The sequence below is a fragment of the Pseudomonas sp. MF08817 genome (assembly GCF_059862705.1).
The window spans coordinates 1-16,700 of the sequence record NZ_JCBCUY010000054.1; the positions used below are offsets into that span (position 1 = coordinate 1).

Below are 16,700 nucleotides of genomic sequence, written 5' to 3' on the forward strand. Positions count from 1 at the left end.
CCGTCTGGTCTGCACTGCCCGGGCACACAACATGAACGCTCTTTATCCGATGACCCCAACTTATCACCTGTCGCTTTGGCAAAAACGCCAGGCAGCCATGCTCTATTACTACTCGTCGCAAAGTTACTTGGACGCTTTGTTGCCGAAAATCGAAGAGTTGATCGTTATGGCTGAGATGCTTTTGGAGCGCCGTTCGATTCTCGACCCCCTTATGGTCAGTGAGCGCTGGGGCGTACGCGATACCGCAGCCAACTGGAGCACCGGCGGGTTTCCAGCCTTGATCGAGTACAGGGAAAACACCATGTGGGATATGGCCAAGCGCGCCGACCAGTGCTACGGCATCACGGGAACCAATCAATGCGCCCATATGCTGGGTGAGTTCTCGATGCAATGGGCCACCGCAGAACAGGAGAAAGCGTTTCGCGAGCGGGCCAACGAGGTGTTTTCCTATGGATTTAAAGTAGATGGTGTTATGCGCCGTCGTTGGGATGACATCACCTTCTGGTATCTCTGGAAAGACTGCAAACAGCACTTCCCTCAATTACCAAAGTTCAAAGTTCATCTGGATATTGAAGGTGAGACGGGAAGAGTACCGATTCGCACGGGTGTGTACCTCCCGCAGGATGATCCCCATGGTGCTTTGCAGTTCGGTTGGACCGGAGGCGGTGAGGGGATGTGGAAGTCTCTTGAAGAGTGCCAAACATTCAACGACATCGGGCTGGACGCCTTGAACGCAGTTGGGCGAGCGGGCCTGTGGGGCGATGATATCGGGTTATTGAACTTTGCTCGGCAAAGTAAATACGCCAGTGTGTTCCCTAACATTGAACATCCGGCCCGCCACGAAATAATGGATAAAGCCTTCACCGAACGCCCCTGCAAGTGGTACTTCGTCGAACTTCTCGAAGGCGAGTTTGAAGACAGCGACCCCGACGCCATGGCCGACGCGCCCGGCAGTGAGCCGCAGCACCCGCCGCGCAAAGCCAGCGGTGAGCCTTGCCCCCACGCCGGTTGGTGGTTCAGCCCCGCCCGTGAAGGTTCGCGGCAGTATTTCCGCGATGGCGCAATTTTTTCCCAAACTGGAAGGCGACTACGGCTACACCTTCTGGCTCTGGAGCCCGGACCAGTCCAGGCCAACACTTTGATCGTTAAATGCAGGCCAGGCGAACCCGTCTGGCCCGAGGCAACATCAGCCCCTAGACCCACCCACGCCTCATTTAAGCCCCAACCGCTTGGCCATGCGCCCCAGGTTGGCCCGGTCCAGGCCTAGCTCACGGGCGGCGCTGGCCCAGTTGTGTTGGTGGCGGTCCAGGCAGGCGCTGATGAGTTGGCGCTGGTACTGCTCGGTGGCCTGGCGCAGGTCGGCGCCGGGTTCGGCAGGGTGCGGGGTGACGGGGGCGGGGGCGCGGGGGGCGGCTACGCTGGGCAGGTCCAGGTCGGCGGCGCTTAGGCTGAGGATTTTCGGGCGTTCGCGGCCGTTGCCCAGGGCCTTGAGGGCGCTGCGGCCGATCAGGTGTTCCAGTTCGCGCACGTTGCCCGGCCAGGCGTAGGCCAGCAGCGCGGCTTGGGCGTCGCTGGTCAGGCGCAGGCTGCCCAGGCCCATGCGCGAGCGGTTTTGCTCTAGGAAGAAACCGCTGAGCAGCAGCACATCGCGGCCGCGTTCGCGCAGGGCCGGGACCCGCAGCGGGTACACGCTCAGGCGATGGTAGAAGTCGGCGCGGTAGCGGCCATTACGCACTTCTGCGGCCAGGTCGCGGTTGGTCGCGGCGATCAGGCGCACGTCCACCCGGTGTTCCTTGTCTGAACCCAGGCGCTGCAACTGGCCGCTTTGCAGCACCCGCAGCAGCTTTGCCTGCACGCTCAGGGACAACTCGCCCACTTCATCGAGAAACAAGGTGCCGCCATTGGCTAGCTCGAATTTGCCGCGCCGGTCGCTGGTGGCCCCGGTGAAAGCGCCGCGCACGTGGCCGAACAGCTCGCTTTCGACCAAGGTGTCGGGCAGCGCTGCGCAGTTGAGGCTGACAAGCGGTTTGTCGCGCCGTGTCGAGGCCGTGTGCAGGGCCTGGGCCACTAGCTCTTTGCCGACGCCGGTTTCGCCGCTGATAAGCACCGTCAGGTCGCTGCCGCCCACCAGGCTGACTTCTTCGAGTAGGCGTTTGTGGGCCTTGCTTTGGCCGATCATTTCCCGGGGTTGCTGGCCGCTGGCCTGGCGGTAGACCTCGGCGCGCTGGTGTTCGTCCTCGGCGCGCAGGGCCAGGCGTTCGATGCGCTCGGCGGCGCTGACGGTGGCGGCGGCGAGGCTGGCGAAGGCGTGCAGGTCGCTCAGGGGGATGGCGTCGAAGCGCCGCGGGTCGAGGGCGTCCAGGGTCAGCAGGCCCCAGGGGCGTTCGTCGATAAACAGCGGGCAGCCCATGCAGTCGTGTACGTGCAGCGCTTCGTCCAGGCCATGGACGAGGCCGTCGTAAGGGTCGGGCAACGGGCTGTCGCTGGCGAAGCGGGTGGGGCCCGGGCCTTCGAGCAGCGCGGCGAACCGCGGGTGCTCGCTGATCTTGAAGCGCCGCCCCAGGGTGTCCGGGCTCAAGCCGTCCACCGCCAGGGGCACCAACCATTCGCCGTCCAGGCGCATTAACGCGGCGGCATCGCAGGGCAGCAAGGCGCGCATGGCCTCGAGCAGGCGCCGGTAGCGCTCGCTTTCGGGCAGTTCGCGGGACAGGTCGGCCACCAGGGGCAGCAGGGTGGTGAGCAGGGTAGTTGCGGTCATATTGACTCCGTGTAGTCGCAGTGACTATAAGGCGGGCGTTGTCATAATGACTATCTAATATTTAAGTTATTGATTTTTAATGAATTAAAACATGGCACGAATACTGATAAGCCTAAGGTATTCCTAGAAAACACCGGAGTTACCCATGCTGAGCGTCCAGGATCGTGCCATCGTCAAATCCACCGTGCCCCTGCTTGAAAGCGGCGGCGAGGCGCTGATTACCCATTTCTACCGGATGATGTTGTCCGAGTACCCGCCAGTGCGCGCCCTGTTTAACCAGGCCCACCAAGCCAGTGGCGACCAGCCCCGGGCCCTGGCCAATGGCGTGCTGATGTACGCCAAGCACATCGACCAACTCGACCAACTGGGCGATTTGGTGGGGCGCATCATCAACAAGCACGTGGCGTTGCAGATCCAGCCCGAGCATTACCCCATTGTCGGCACCTGTTTGCTGCGCGCCATTGCGCAAGTGCTGGGGGATGAAGTGGCCACGCCTGCGGTCCTCAACGCCTGGGGCGCGGCCTACAACCAATTGGCGCAGATCCTGATCGGCGCCGAAAGCGCCATCTATACCCGCAAGGCCGAGGAAGTGGGCGGCTGGCGCGGCGGGCGCGAGTTCGTGCTGGCGGCGCGGGTGCAGGAGAGCGTGGAAATCACCTCGTTCTACTTCGCGCCCAAGGACCAGGGCCCCGTCCTTGCCGCCGAGCCGGGCCAGTACATCGGCCTGCAACTGTTTATCGAGGGCGAAGAAACCCGGCGTAACTACTCGCTCTCGGCCCTGAGCGACAACGGCCAATACCGCATCAGCGTCAAGCGCGAAGCGGGCGGGCGCGCTTCCAACTACCTGCACGACTGTTTGCAGGTCGGCGCCAGCCTGATGCTGTTCCCGCCGTCGGGGGAATTTACCCTCAGCGCCAGCGCCAAGCCCTTGGTGCTTATCAGTGGCGGCGTGGGCATCACCCCGACGCTGGCGATGCTCGAAGCGGCCCTGGCCAGTGAGCGGCCGGTGCATTTTATCCACTGCGCGCGCAATGGCTCGGTGCATGCGTTCCGTGGCTGGGTCGACGATTTGGCGGTGCGCCACCCGCAACTCAAGCGCTTTTATTGCTATGCCGAAGAGGACGGCATCAGCCCGCCGGCGGACCAGATCGGCTTGCTCGATCAGGAACAACTGGGCCTGTGGCTGCCGGCCGACCGCGACCTGGACGCCTACTTCCTCGGGCCCAAGGGCTTTATGGCTGCGATCAAGCGCCACCTCAAGGCGTTGGGCGTGCCGCCGCAGCAGAGCCGTTACGAGTTCTTCGGGCCGGCGGCGGTGTTGGAGTGATTCGCCGCTAGGCCGCTAGCGCAAGCAGGGCTCGCCCCCACAAGCAACCAGGCCTATTCAGGCCTGGTGGCAGCGCGCCCTGCTCGCGATGGCAGCCCTGAAACCGCCACCGCTGGCAAGCCAGGCGCCGACGGGTGGCCTATGTCGCCAGCCGGGCGCCGGCCAGGCTGCCGCTCAGTTCATAGGCGGCGAGTTCGGCCTGGTGGGCGGCGAGGATTTCCGGCAGGGAGCCGCGCAGGTATTCCACCCAGGTCTTGATCTTGGCATCCAGGTACTGGCGCGAGGGGTAGATGGCGTACAGGTTCAGTTCCTGGGAGCGGTAGTTGGGCATCACCCGCACCAACGTGCCGTTGCGCAGCGCTTCGATGGCGGCGTACACCGGCAACACGCCCACGCCCATGCCGCTGATGATCGCGGTTTTCATCGCGTCGGCGGAGTTCACCAAAAACGGTGAGCTATTGATGGTGACCATCTCCTGGCCCTCGGGGCCGTCGAACAACCACTTTTCCAGCGGGATCACCGGGCTCACCAGGCGCAGGCAGGCGTGGCCGAGCAGGTCGCTGGGTTTTTGCGGGCAGCCGTTGGCTTTCACATAGGCCGGGGAGGCGCAGACGATGCTGTAGGTGATGCCCAGGCGCTGAGACACGAACCCCGAATCCGGCAACTCGCTGGCCAGTACGATGGACACGTCATAACCCTCGTCCAGCAGGTCCGGCACGCGGTTGGCCAGGGTCAGGTCGAAGGTCACGTCGGGGTGGGTTTTGCGGTAGCGGGCGATGGCATCGATCACGAAATGCTGGCCGATGCCCGTCATGGTGTGCACCTTCAACTGCCCGGCCGGGCGCGCATGGGCGTCGCTGGCCTCGGCTTCGGCTTCTTCTACATAGGCCAGGATCTGCTCGCAACGCAGCAGGTAGCGCTTACCCGCCTCGGTCAGGGCGATGCGCCGGGTGGTGCGGTTGAGCAGGCGGGTTTGCAGGTGGGCCTCAAGGTTGGAGACCGCGCGCGAGACGTTGGCGGTGGTGGTGTCCAGCTGTGCGGCGGCGGCAGTGAAGCTGCCAGCCTCGGCGACACTGCTGAAGGCGCGCATGTTTTGCAGGGTGTCCATGGAGTGCACTCAAGGGAGATGGCAAATTGTGACATGAAGTTACGGGCGACCGTGACCCCGACCAAGGGATTATCGCGCTAACGGTAATAAAGATTCACAGGAATGCCCGCTTATCGCCGCTGGGGGCGGACCCTAGAATTGCGTCGTTGTAGGAATGATGCACTTTCACCTGTGGGAGCGGGTTTGCCCGCGAGGGCGGCATGGCTGCTGGTGGGCATGTGCCGGCTGTACTCGCTAGAGCCCGCTCCCACAGTGAGTTAGCCGCTCCCGGAATGTTTTGCCTCCCCTCTTTTTTCAGGAATTCGCAGCAGTGCCGCGTCGCATCAGCAGAGAGCTGAAGACTCTCAGTGTTTGGGCTTTAACCTTGGCAATCAGCGGCTGCATCGGAACCGGAGGTATTGGCCCGCAAGGCCAGGCAATGCCTGTCGCTGCCCTGGCTACCGACGCCGCGATCCAGAGCGCGGCGGCGGATGCCCACTGGCCCAGCGCCCAATGGTGGCGGGCCTATGGCGACCCGCAGTTGAACCGCTGGGTCGAGTTGGCCGTGCAGGGCAGCCCCAGCCTGGCCATGGCCGCCGCCCGGGTGCGCCAGGCGCGGGCCATGGCCGGCGTGGCCGAGGCCGCCGAGGCGGTGCAGATCAACGGCACTTCTACCCTCAAGCGCCACAACTGGCCCACCGACCCGTTCTACGGCCCGGGTGATTTGGCCAACTCCACCACCTGGGACAACAATGCCGCCCTCGGCCTGACCTATGCCCTGGACCTCTGGGGCCGCGAGCGCAATGCCACTGAGCAGGCCCTGGACCTGGCGCACATGAGCGCCGCCCAGGCGCGCATGGCCCAGCTCGAATTGCAGAACAACGTGGTGCGCGCCTATATCCAGTTGTCCTTGCACTACGCCCGGCGCGACATCGTCCACGCCACTCTTGAGCAGCAACAGCAGATCCTGGCCCTGGCGCAACGGCGCCTGGACGGCGGCATCGGTACCCATTTCGAGGTCAGCCAGGCCCAGACCCCGCTGCCCGAAACCCACCGCCAACTCGATGCCCTGGACGAAGAAATCGCCCTGAGCCGCAACCAATTGGCTGCCCTTGCAGGCTTTGGCCCGGGGCAGGGCGCCCAATTGCAACGCCCGTCGCTGTCGCTGGGCGCGCCGTTGCCATTGCCCTCGGCCTTGCCCGCGCAACTGCTGGGCCAGCGCCCGGACGTGGTCGCCAGCCGCTGGCAAGTGGCGGCCCAGGCCCGTGGCATCGACGTCGCCCATGCCGGGTTCTACCCCAACGTCGACCTGGTGGCCGGCCTGGGCTTCATGGCCACCGGCGGCGGGGCGCTGGAGTTCATCACCGGCAAAAAACTCAACTACAACGTCGGCCCGGCCATTTCCCTGCCGATCTTCGACGGCGGGCGCCTGCGCGCCCAGTTGGGCGAAGCGTCCGCCGGCTACGACCTGGCCCTGGCGCAGTACAACCAGACCCTGATCGACGCCCTCAAAAGCATCAGCGACCAGTTGATCCGCCGCGAGTCCATGGACAAGCAGCAAGCCTTCGCCGCCGAGTCCGTGGCCTCGGCGCAAAAGACCTACGACATCGCCACCATCGCGTTCGAGCGCGGCCTCACCGACTACCTCAACGTACTCAACGCCCAGACCCAGTTGTTCGCCCAGCAGCAAGTGCAGCAGCAGGTACAGGCCGCGCGCCTGAGTGCCCACGCCGAACTGGTGACCGCCCTGGGCGGCGGCCTCGGGGCCGGCGATGACAGCCCGCCCGAAAGTACAACCGTCGCCCACAAAACCCCGGCCGCGTTGGCCGTTTTCGACCACTAAAAGAAGGCCGCAATGACTCCCTTGCCCGCACCGCTGCGCTGGCTGTATGCCTTGGAATGGCGCCGTGGTTTCTTCGACTGGGCACGCAGCGATGGCGTGACCTGGGTGTACATCTTCAAGGTGTTGCTGGCCGCATTCCTCACCCTGTGGCTGGCGATGCGCCTGGAACTGCCGCAACCGCGCACGGCGATGATTACCGTGTTCATCGTCATGCAGCCGCAAAGCGGCCATGTGTTCGCCAAGAGTTTCTACCGCTTCCTCGGCACCCTTGCCGGCTCGGCGGTGATGGTGGCGCTGATCGCCCTGTTCGCGCAAAACACCGAACTGTTCCTCGGCTCCCTGGCCATCTGGGTCGGCATTTGCTCGGCGGGCGCGGCGCGTTACCGCAACTTTCGCGCCTACGGTTTCGTGCTGGCCGGGTACACGGCGGCGATGGTCGGCCTGCCGGCCCTGGCCCACCCGGACGGCGCCTTCATGGCCGCCGTGTGGCGGGTGCTGGAAATCTCCCTGGGCATTCTCTGCGCCACCCTGGTCAGTGCCGCGATCCTGCCGCAAACCGCCAGCGCCGCCATGCGTAACGCGCTGTACCAGCGCTTTGGCGTGTTCGCGCTGTTCGTCACCGACGGCTTGCGCGGGCGCAGCCAGCGCGAGGCGTTCGAGCGCGGCAACGTGCGTTTTATCGCCGAGGCGGTGGGCCTGGAAGGGCTGCGCAGCGTCACCGTGTTCGAAGACCCGCACATGCGCCGGCGCAACGGCCGTTTGAGCCGCTTGAACAGCGAGTTCATGGGCATCACCACGCGCTTCAACGCTTTGCACCAGTTGCTCGAACGCCTGCGCAGCAACGCCGCCGACCATGTGGTGGCGGCGATCAAACCCGGTTTGCAGGACCTGGCCGAGCTGCTCGACGGCTTCTCTGGCCGCGCCCTCACCGATGCCGACGCCGCGCGCCTGGCCGCCGCCCTGGCGGCCTACAAGGAAGGCCTGCCGGCGCGGGTGCGCAGCTTGCGGGCGCAGTTCCAGGAAGGCGCGCCGAGCGAGGCTGAGCAGCTGGATTTCCACACCGCCTACGAATTGCTCTACCGCTTTGTCGATGAGCTGCACAGCTACGCCCAAACCCACGCCTCCCTGGCCGACCACCACCACGCCCGCGAGCAATGGGACGAACCCTACACGCCGCAAACCAATTGGCTGGCGTCGACTGCTTCGGGGTTGCGCGCGGCCTTCATTCTGTTGGTGCTGGGCAGTTACTGGGTGGCCACGGCCTGGCCCAGCGGCGCCACCATGACCCTGATCGCGGCCGCCACCGTCGGCCTGTCCGCCGCCACGCCCAACCCCAAGCGCATGGCGTTCCAGATGGCGTGCGGCACCTTGGTCGGCGCGGTGATCGGCTTTATCGAGATGTTTTTCGTGTTCCCGTTGATCGACGGTTTCGCGTTGCTGTGCGTGATGCTGGCGCCGGTGATCGTGCTGGGCTCGTTCCTGTCCTCGCGCCCACAGTTCGCCGGGGTGGGCCTGGGCCTGTTGATCTTCTTCAGCACCGGTTCGGTGCCGGACAACCTCACCGTCTACAACCCCTACAGTTTCATCAACGACTACATCGCCATGGTCATGGGCATGCTGGTGTGCGCGGCGGCGGGGGCGATCATCCTGCCGCCCAACAGCCGCTGGCTGTGGCAGCGCCTGGAGCAGGATTTGCGCGGCCAAGTGGTGTACGCCATCAGCGGCAAACTCAAGGGGTTGGGGTCGAGTTTCGAGAGCCGCACCCGCGACCTGCTGCACCAGGCCTACGGCTTGGCAGCGGGCCAGCCCAAGGTGCAAAGCGAGCTGCTGCGCTGGATGTTCGTGGTGCTGGAGGTGGGCCACGCCATCATCGAGTTGCGCAAGGAACAGGCGATTTTGCCGGTGCACCCGGCCTACGCGGCGTCGCAGCCGTGGCGCCAGGCGATCCGCGTCATGGGCCGCTCGCTGGTGCGCCTGTTTTTGCAACCGAGCCAGAGCAACCTGGAGCGTGGCTTGATTGCCGTGGACCACGCCATCAGCCGCGTGCAGGCCACCGACGAGCCTTTCGCGCCGCACTTCGACACCTCGGCCCTGCGCCGGGTCAAAAGCTACCTGCACTTTATTCGCACCTCCCTGCTGGACCCGCAATCGCCGCTGGCGGCCTATGCCGTGGCCAAGCCCCAAGGATTTGCCCATGCCTCGTGAAATCGCCTTCCACGGCCTGTACATGCCGACCATGACCCTGATGTTTTTCATCGCGGCAGGCCTGGCCTGGGCCCTGGACCGCTTCCTGTCGGGCCATGACCTGTACCGCTTCTTCTGGCACCCGGCGCTGCTGCGCCTGAGCCTGTTCGTGTGCATTTTCGGCGCCTTGGCGCTCACTGTTTACCGTTGAGAACGACCCGATGAAAAAGCTCTTCAGCCTGCTCGCCACCTTGCTGGTGCTGGCCCTCGCGATGTGGATCGGCCGCACCTTGTGGGTGCACTACATGAACACCCCCTGGACCCGCGACGGGCGGGTGCGGGCCGACATCATCAACGTCGCCGCCGACGTCACCGGCGAAGTGGTGGATGTGCCGGTGCGCGACAACCAATTGGTGAAAAAGGGTGATTTGCTGATGCAGATCGACCCCGAGCACTACCGCATCGCCGTCAAGCAGGCCCAGGCCTTGGTGGCCTCGCGCAAGGCCACGTGGGAGATGCGCAAGGTCAATGCCCACCGGCGTGCCGACCTCGATAGCCTGGTGATCTCCCGGGAAAACCGCGACGACGCCAGCAACATCGCCGACGCCGCCCTGGCCGACTACCAGCACGCCCAGGCGCAACTGGATGCCGCCGAACTGAACCTCAAGCGCACCCGCGTGCTGGCAGCGGTGGACGGCTACGTCACCAACCTCAACGTGCACCGGGGCGACTACGCGCGCATCGGCGAGGCGAAAATGGCCGTGGTCGATATGAACTCGTTCTGGGTCTATGGCTTCTTCGAGGAAACCAAGCTGCCGCGGGTAAAAGTCGGCGACCCGGCCGACCTGCAACTGATGAGCGGCGAAGTGCTCAAGGGCCACGTGGAAAGCATCTCGCGCGGCATCTACGACCGCGATAACCCTGAAAGCCGCGAACTGATCGCCGACGTCAACCCCACCTTCAACTGGGTGCGCCTGGCCCAACGGGTGCCGGTGCGCATCCACCTCGACGAAGTGCCCGACGGCGTGTTGCTGGCGGCGGGGATCACCTGCACGGTGGTGGTCAACCCGGGCCAGTAGACAAGCCGCCAGTAGGCGCGAGCGCGCCCGCGATGAGGCCGGTGCAACCACAACATTGTTGTCGCCAGTAATGTCGCCATCGCGAGCGGGCTCTTGCCTACAGAGGATCTTTCACCCCACCCCTTCAGCAAAACGTCTCGTGCAAATGCCGCCAGCGCAGGGCGCCGCCGGGCAGTTGTTCGATAACGGCCGTGGCGCGGCGGTCGCTGAGGGGGCCGCTGGCGTCCGATTGCAATTCGCGGTAGCTCAGGGTGGCGCCGCCGGGGTGGCGGGCGAGGCCGCGCAGGTCGCTCAGGCTGATGCGCAACCCGGGGCGGGTGCCGCCCAGTTGTTCGAACAGGCCGCGCAGGGCCTCGCAGTCCAAGGCACTGCCATCAGGCGCGACCATCGAAAACTCGGGCGAAAACCGCCCCAGCAACCGCGTCAGCAGCGCCGGTTCGGCGGTGCCGGCGAACCACTGTTCGATGTCGAGCAAGGTGTGGATCACTTCGTTGAAAAAATCGCGATAGTCGGTCATGCAAAGGGCTCGGCGTGAGGGGCGGCCCCGCAGGGTAGGGCGTTCTCCTGGCTAGGGAAACGACGCGATGGCTGCTAGTTTGTCAAAATTATTTTGACAAAGGAGGCGCCCGCCCATGGTCAGCCTGGATCGTTTCGACACCTTCAAAGCCGTGGTCGAGGCCGGCTCGCTCACGGCGGCGGCCCAGTTGCTGGGCCAGACCCGCGCCGTGGTCAGCTTCAACCTCAAGCGCCTGGAGGCGGAGTTGGGGGTGACCCTGGTGACCCGTAACACCCGGCAACTGGCCCTCACCGATGCCGGCGAGCGCTTTTACCTGCGTTGCCTGCGCACCCTGGACGAAGCACGCCTGGCCATCGAAGAGGCACGCAGCGAACACAGCCAGCTCAAGGGCACGCTGCGCATCACCACCACCGTGGAATATGCCCTGGCCACAGTGGTGCCGGCGCTGGAGCTGTTCCGCCAGCAGCACCCACAGTTGCATATCCACCTGTCCACCTCATCGACCCACGCCGACCTGATTGGCGAGCGCTTCGACCTGGCGATCCGCCTGGGCCGCCTGCTCGACTCCAACCTGCGGGCGGTGCAGCTTGCGACCTTCGACGTGTTCGCCGTCGCCGCCCCGGCGCTGCTGGCCCGCCACGGGGCGGTCACTGGCCTGGCGGCCCTGCAACACCTGCCCACCCTGGGCCATGGCCGCGTGCCGCACCTGAGCGTGACCGACCCCCAAGGCGTGGAGCACGATTACCAGCCCCAGGCCGGCCAGGTCGCAGTGGTGGCCGACAACAGCGCCACCCTGCGCGCCTTCGCCCTGGCCGGGCACGGCGTGGCGATATTGCCGCAATGGCTGGTTCAGGCAGACCTGGACGCCGGCCACCTGCAGCACCTGCTGCCCGACCACCGTTTCACCCGCCAGGGCGTCTATGCCCTGTACCCCAACACCCGCCACCTGCCGCTCAAGGTGCGGGCGTTCATTGATTTTCTGAAGTTGCGCGAGGGGGGCGGCTAGCCTCCCGCACCCTTACCTGCGGGGCAGGAGAGTGGGTGTTGAGCAGGCCACCCACAGGTGGGGTGCTTTGCAAAGTCGCTTGCCATCGGTCGGAAAAGTACCGCCCCCTGTCAGATCTGACAGGTTCGCAAATGCCGCAACCGTCGTAGGGTCAAGGGCAATTTCCCCTGCGCAGAGATGGCTCCCATGGCAGATCACAGCGATCGTCTTTTGCTCAACCTGGTCAACGACCCCGCTGCAAAGAAAACTCCACGGGGCAAGGTCAATTTCGTGACCGCCATGCAGCAACTGGGCATTGCGTCGGTGTTCGATATCATCGGCCAACCCAAGCCGCAGTTCGTCGAGCGCCTGGGGGAAATTTGCGATGCCGACGGCGCCTTGGCCTACGAAAACGCACTGTGCTACGCCACCCAGATTGGCCGTTTATACCGTGAGCACCAGGTGTCCAGTGGCAAACCCCAGCATCTGACCCAGCGCACCGGCGTGCGGGCGCTGACGGAGGTGGGGCCCAGTTACCCGAACCTGTTCAAGGAAAACTGGGATGAGTTCTGCAAGGTGGGCGCCATCGCCGCGATCGACTCGCCCGTGGCTTACCTGCGCTCTCTGTTCCACTTCGCCACCCGCACGCTGGAGGGGTCCGGGCAGGGCACTCACCCCAAAATCCTGCTGCGCACGCGGCGCCCCGATATCGAGGCGCTCGTGATCGACCCGCAAAGCACCTTTGTGCCCAGGCCGATGCTGGACCAGGTCAACGAGGTGCTCAAAGGTGATATCCAGCGTTACCAGCAGGGCATCCCCGGTATGCCGCTGCCGGTCTATGACCTGCTCGCCAACCGGCGCCATCCGTTTATTTTTCCCTACAACTTCGCTCACCATCAGTGCCGCCTGGGGCTGGCGCAAAACAAGCTGCAACTGGGCGAGTTGAATTACCGGGTCAGTTTTGAATTGCCCGCGACCCAAGGCAGCCGCAATGTCTACGGCACCGTGCAGAACGCCCCCCATGAGGCGCAGCGGTTGTTGTCCGGGCTGAGCCCACAGCAGCAGAAATTGCTGATTGAGCCTTCGTTGTTTACGACGTTTTATCTGGCGCGCTCGCAAGTCACGGATGGGTGGCGTGGGCCGGGGACGAGTTATCTTTCATTGGAAAAAAACTGGCGTTTTGGCCTGCTGTTGTTGCCGGGGCAAGCCTGCGTCAAAGCGGTTGTCCCGGTTGCCCACACGTTGGTAGGCACGTCGCCCGGATCCAATGAGGCGACTTTCGAGTTCACCAATCCGGGCGGTGTAAATCCATTGCAGGTCAAACTCCTCCTGAACTCCGCGACGCCCCTCAACCACAATTACTGGCTCCTTAATTACTTGCATGCGCACAGCGCTGCGGCCATCAACCACGCCATAAGGCTGCCTGCAGGCCAAGCACTGCCGCAGCTGCCCGGTTACAGCGCCACGTTCACCGTTACCGTCACAACAGGCACCTTGGCTGCGCCGGTAGCACTGGCGCAACGCAGCTTTACCTTGATGCTTGATGAAAGCCCGCAGTTCACAACGCAACAGCAGGCGTTCTTTCGGGGCAGCTATGGTTTGACCAATGGCTCCGAACAGGCGAGTGATGCCTTGGTCGAACTCAACACCTTTCTGGGCAAGACCGAACTCAATGCCGAGCAGGTCGAAGCCCTGTTGTCACAACGTACCCATTACCCGCGGCGCTCCCCCAACTGCCTCACTGCCAACTTGCAAATCAGTGGTTGGGGCATTTCGGGTCACTACGGCGCCTGCTACGTCAACGGCCAGGGCTCGGACCGCTATGACAGCGTCACGCCGGCCACCACCGCCTCCATTCAACGCGACCAATTCGACAATTCGATGGGGCTCAAGGAGGTCAAGACCGCCAACGCCACCTACTGGTACCTGACCAAGACCTCGCCCAACCGCTTCGACCGCCTGCAACGCATGATCCGTTTGCAGCGCTGGTTCGACCTTCCCTTCGCCGAACTGGACACACTCATCATCAGCGCCATTCGCAGCGAAGGCGAACACAACCTGACCATGGACCTGAACATCAACACCTTGCGGGTGCTGGGGGTTTATCGCTACTTGAGCGGGCGCTACAGCATCACTGCCGAGCAATTTGCAGCTTTTGTGCATGACCTCACGCCCTACGCCACGGGCGAGCGCGTGCCGCTGTTCGACCAGGTGTTCAACAAGGCGGCGCTGTTCGACGTGCCACTGGTGCTTGACCAGCAGCCCTTCAACCTGGCCGGCACCGACGCCGCCTCGAAAAGAACCGTGTCGCAACTGTGTGCCGGCCTGGGCTTACAGCCCACCCAGACCTCGTTCTTTCGTCTGGCCGGGCAAACCCAGCTCTACGTGGGCCCATTGCGCCGCGACCTGGCCACCGTGTCATCGCTGTATCGCCAGGCCCGGATGGCGCAGTTGTTCGGCCTCACACCCGAAGACAGTTGGGCGCTGGTCGACTTGCTGGGCGGCGAACGCTACCAGCGCTTGCTCAGCAACGGGCGCCTGGCGCAGCAAGGGGAGCGGCCGTTGAGCCCGATGATAATCGAGGCCAAAAATTCTGACGCTACATACGACATCCGCTTGACCTTGGTGGCTGATCCTCTTGAGGCGGGTGATGTGTTACGCCTGCTGCCGGGCTCCGCGTTGCTCGTCAACCAAGGGGTGGATTTTACCCAGGCAGCCCCCACGCGGTTATTTACCCTCGACTGGCCACCGCAGCCGGCGCTGGCGAACGTTTTGCGCAATGTCGACGGCAGCACGCTCAGCCTTGCGCCTATTGCCCCCGGCCAAGCCCTGTCGTTGAGCGGTAGGGTAATCACTCGGGAGGCTTGGCAAGCCATCACTGAGGGCCCGGCAACGCTCACCAATTTGCGAGTCAAATGCGGTGCCCAGGGCAATCGAGATATGAAGGTCGAGAACATCTACGAAGGCGAACCCCTGAGTGCCGAGCCCGATATCCTCGACCTCCTGATGCAAATGGACTGGGCCGTGACCTGGCTCAAGGACAGCAAGCAAACGGTGCCACTGGTGCGGCAATTGCTGGGCCTGGACCCGGGCGACTACCTGCCGCCCGAAGGCTTGACCGACCGCGTGGCGAAGCTCGCCGAGGACACCCGCGCGGTGCTGGTGAGCGACGCGCAACTGCTGGCGCTGAACCTGCCCACACATGAAAAAACCACCCAGGCCCGCGGCCCCGGCGACCTCATCAACTGGCGCAGCGTGCTGCTACCACTGCTCGACCCAACGGGCCTGGTCAAAGAACAACCCCTGGAGTTGGCCGACAACACCCAGGCGCAATTGCAAGCCGCCCTGGTGCGGGCCCTCCAACCACTGGCCCTGGACCCCGCCGTCAGGGCTGCCAGCCTGGAGAAACTCGGCACCCTGCTCATGGCCGCCCACGGTCGGCAATTGCGCTTGATCGAAGGCCTGGCCCAGGAGTTGGTCAACCTGCCCATGGACCGTACCCAAGTGGTGGTGCACTGGGCCCAGACTAGCGTCTATCAACTGCTGGCGATGGTGCTGCAAGTGGGTACCAACGCCGAGGGCAGCAGTACGCTGATCGTCCAGCTCAAGGCTGTGTTGCGCCACGCCAAGGCCGCGCTGCACTTACGCCTAAGCACCAGCGCCCTGCGCCTATTCCTGGTACACCCGCAGTGGCTGGGCGCGGCGCAAGGGGGGCCGCTGTCATGGGCCAGCCTCTACCTGCTGGGCCGCTATAGCCAGTGGTTCAACCGCCAGAGCCAGGCAGAAGAAGCCCTGCTGGGCTACTTCATCAGCGCCAACCCGGCCAAGGCCCAACTCAAGAACAAAGCCCTGCGCAGCGCCGTCAACCAGGCCAGCGCCGAGGTGCTGGCCAACCTGCTGGGCTGGCGCCAGGAAGACATCGCCCGCCTGTTCCAGGAACTGCCCCTGGGGCGCGCCACCTCCTTGGCCGAAGTGGACTGGGTGCTGCGCTGTCAACAGGCCTGCGCCGCCAGCGGCTTGACCGCCACCGACCTGCTGGCCGCCACCGCGTTGCACGCCGACAGCGCCAGTGTGGCGTGGCAAGCGGCGGGTGAAGCCGCCATAGCCGCCAGCCGCCGCGCCTGACCGCCATCATTTTTGCAAGGAGCAACCATGTCCAAGTCCATCGATGCCCAGCTCAACGAAACCCTGCGCGACGCCCTGGTGGCCTACTACCTCGACGAGGTGGTGCCCAACGCCCAGGAATTCGTCGGCTCCGGGCTCAACGACAAAATCAAGACCGCCAATGACCTCTATGAGTACAAGTTGCTCGATGTCCAGGTCTCCCAGGACGTGGCCACCAGCCCCGTGGCGTCGGCCATCGCCAGCCTGCAGCAGTACATCAACGGTGCGCTGATGGGCATGGAGCCGGGCTACGAAAACCGGGTCATGGAAGAACACCTGATAACCCAGTGGCGCGAGATCAACAGCCAATACCCCATCTGGGCCGCCAACCAGCAATTGCAGTATTACCCCGAGGTGTACATCGACCCCTCGCTGCGCCTGAGCAAATCGACCTATTTCGAGCAACTGGAGAACGACCTCAACCAGAACAAGATCCACATCGACACCGCCCAGGAAGCGGTACTCAGCTACCTGGCCAGTTTTGAAGAAGTGGCCAACCTGACCATCATCAATGGCTACATCAACACCGACGACTTCAAGAACGGGATGTACTACTTCATCGGTAAATCCCGCGCCGAAAGTGTGTATTACTGGCGCTCGGTGGACATGTCCCAACGCACTTATAAAAACGGCGGTTGCAGGAGCTGAGTGCAACACGGTTATTGAATTGAAGCCGGAGCATCATGCCGCATAGCCATGGCTGCTTGCATCACCTCGCCTATGACCTCGATAGGACATTTGAAGTCGAAACGCTTA

The 16,700-nt window shown here is 64.0% G+C and carries 11 protein-coding genes and 1 pseudogene; 9 read left to right on the top strand and 3 right to left on the bottom strand.

The window, feature by feature from the left end; genetic code table 11:
• A pseudogene (locus tag AC19YR_RS23165) lies at nt 1–1,267 on the top strand (hypothetical protein); the annotation flags it as partial.
• Here the strand turns inward: AC19YR_RS23165 and norR are convergent.
• On the bottom strand, nt 1,211–2,758 hold the full coding sequence (gene norR / locus AC19YR_RS23170) for a nitric oxide reductase transcriptional regulator NorR (RefSeq protein WP_500600291.1): 1,548 nt from the start codon (nt 2,756–2,758) through the stop codon (nt 1,211–1,213). The pseudogene AC19YR_RS23165 and the gene norR sit on opposite strands and share 57 nt — an antisense overlap.
• Before the next feature lie 145 nt (nt 2,759–2,903).
• Between norR and hmpA the strand changes: the two genes are divergently transcribed.
• Nucleotides 2,904–4,085 carry an NO-inducible flavohemoprotein gene (hmpA, locus tag AC19YR_RS23175; protein ID WP_500600292.1) on the top strand — a complete coding sequence of 394 codons (1,182 nt, stop codon included), beginning with the start codon at nt 2,904–2,906 and terminating at the stop codon, nt 4,083–4,085.
• Between the two features lie 139 nt (nt 4,086–4,224).
• Here hmpA and AC19YR_RS23180 read toward each other — a convergent pair whose 3' ends face one another.
• Entirely contained in the window at nt 4,225–5,193 is a 969-nt protein-coding gene (locus AC19YR_RS23180; protein ID WP_500600293.1) for a LysR family transcriptional regulator, read from the bottom strand.
• Between the two features lie 310 nt (nt 5,194–5,503).
• Between AC19YR_RS23180 and AC19YR_RS23185 the strand changes: the two genes are divergently transcribed.
• The 4 genes from AC19YR_RS23185 to AC19YR_RS23200 are packed head-to-tail and all read left to right on the top strand — an operon-like array spanning nt 5,504 to nt 10,278.
• Complete coding sequence (locus tag AC19YR_RS23185; protein WP_500600294.1) at nt 5,504–7,015, top strand: efflux transporter outer membrane subunit; 1,512 nt, start codon at nt 5,504–5,506, stop codon at nt 7,013–7,015.
• A gap of 12 nt (nt 7,016–7,027) precedes the next feature.
• On the top strand, nt 7,028–9,220 hold the full coding sequence (locus AC19YR_RS23190) for an FUSC family protein (protein WP_500600295.1): 2,193 nt from the start codon (nt 7,028–7,030) through the stop codon (nt 9,218–9,220).
• Nucleotides 9,210–9,410 (top strand): DUF1656 domain-containing protein, encoded by a 201-nt coding sequence (locus tag AC19YR_RS23195; protein ID WP_095106125.1) that lies wholly within the window; start codon nt 9,210–9,212, stop codon nt 9,408–9,410. Before AC19YR_RS23190 ends, AC19YR_RS23195 begins: the two co-directional genes overlap by 11 nt.
• Nucleotides 9,411–9,420: 10 nt before the next feature.
• Nucleotides 9,421–10,278, top strand: coding sequence for an efflux RND transporter periplasmic adaptor subunit (locus tag AC19YR_RS23200; RefSeq protein ID WP_095106127.1), 858 nt, complete (start codon nt 9,421–9,423; stop codon nt 10,276–10,278).
• A gap of 124 nt (nt 10,279–10,402) precedes the next feature.
• Here the strand turns inward: AC19YR_RS23200 and AC19YR_RS23205 are convergent, their stop codons facing one another.
• Nucleotides 10,403–10,795 carry a DUF4440 domain-containing protein gene (locus AC19YR_RS23205; protein WP_500600296.1) on the bottom strand — a complete coding sequence of 131 codons (393 nt, stop codon included), beginning with the start codon at nt 10,793–10,795 and terminating at the stop codon, nt 10,403–10,405.
• 115 nt (nt 10,796–10,910) lie between these two features.
• Between AC19YR_RS23205 and AC19YR_RS23210 the strand changes: the two genes are divergently transcribed.
• The 3 genes from AC19YR_RS23210 (at nt 10,911) to AC19YR_RS23220 (ending at nt 16,592) form a co-directional block, all read left to right on the top strand.
• Nucleotides 10,911–11,801 (top strand): LysR family transcriptional regulator, encoded by an 891-nt coding sequence (locus AC19YR_RS23210; RefSeq protein ID WP_500600297.1) that lies wholly within the window; start codon nt 10,911–10,913, stop codon nt 11,799–11,801.
• A gap of 186 nt (nt 11,802–11,987) precedes the next feature.
• Nucleotides 11,988–15,905, top strand: a complete 3,918-nt coding sequence (locus AC19YR_RS23215) for a Tc toxin subunit A (protein ID WP_500600298.1) — start codon at nt 11,988–11,990, stop codon at nt 15,903–15,905.
• A gap of 27 nt (nt 15,906–15,932) precedes the next feature.
• Complete coding sequence (locus AC19YR_RS23220) at nt 15,933–16,592, top strand: neuraminidase-like domain-containing protein (protein ID WP_500600299.1); 660 nt, start codon at nt 15,933–15,935, stop codon at nt 16,590–16,592.
• The last annotated feature ends 108 nt before the right edge of the window (nt 16,593–16,700 follow it).

Excerpts from the sequence above, each read along its gene's own strand:
- AC19YR_RS23205 (WP_500600296.1), bottom strand. The coding sequence starts at position 10,795 with ATGACCGACTATCGCGATTTTTTCAACGAAGTGATCCACACCTTGCTC.
- hmpA (WP_500600292.1), top strand. The coding sequence starts at position 2,904 with ATGCTGAGCGTCCAGGATCGTGCCATCGTCAAATCCACCGTGCCCCTG.
- AC19YR_RS23180 (WP_500600293.1), bottom strand. The coding sequence starts at position 5,193 with ATGGACACCCTGCAAAACATGCGCGCCTTCAGCAGTGTCGCCGAGGCT.
- AC19YR_RS23190 (WP_500600295.1), top strand. The coding sequence starts at position 7,028 with ATGACTCCCTTGCCCGCACCGCTGCGCTGGCTGTATGCCTTGGAATGG.
- AC19YR_RS23195 (WP_095106125.1), top strand. The coding sequence starts at position 9,210 with ATGCCTCGTGAAATCGCCTTCCACGGCCTGTACATGCCGACCATGACC.
- AC19YR_RS23210 (WP_500600297.1), top strand. The coding sequence starts at position 10,911 with ATGGTCAGCCTGGATCGTTTCGACACCTTCAAAGCCGTGGTCGAGGCC.
- AC19YR_RS23220 (WP_500600299.1), top strand. The coding sequence starts at position 15,933 with ATGTCCAAGTCCATCGATGCCCAGCTCAACGAAACCCTGCGCGACGCC.
- AC19YR_RS23200 (WP_095106127.1), top strand. The coding sequence starts at position 9,421 with ATGAAAAAGCTCTTCAGCCTGCTCGCCACCTTGCTGGTGCTGGCCCTC.
- norR (WP_500600291.1), bottom strand. The coding sequence starts at position 2,758 with ATGACCGCAACTACCCTGCTCACCACCCTGCTGCCCCTGGTGGCCGAC.
- AC19YR_RS23215 (WP_500600298.1), top strand. The coding sequence starts at position 11,988 with ATGGCAGATCACAGCGATCGTCTTTTGCTCAACCTGGTCAACGACCCC.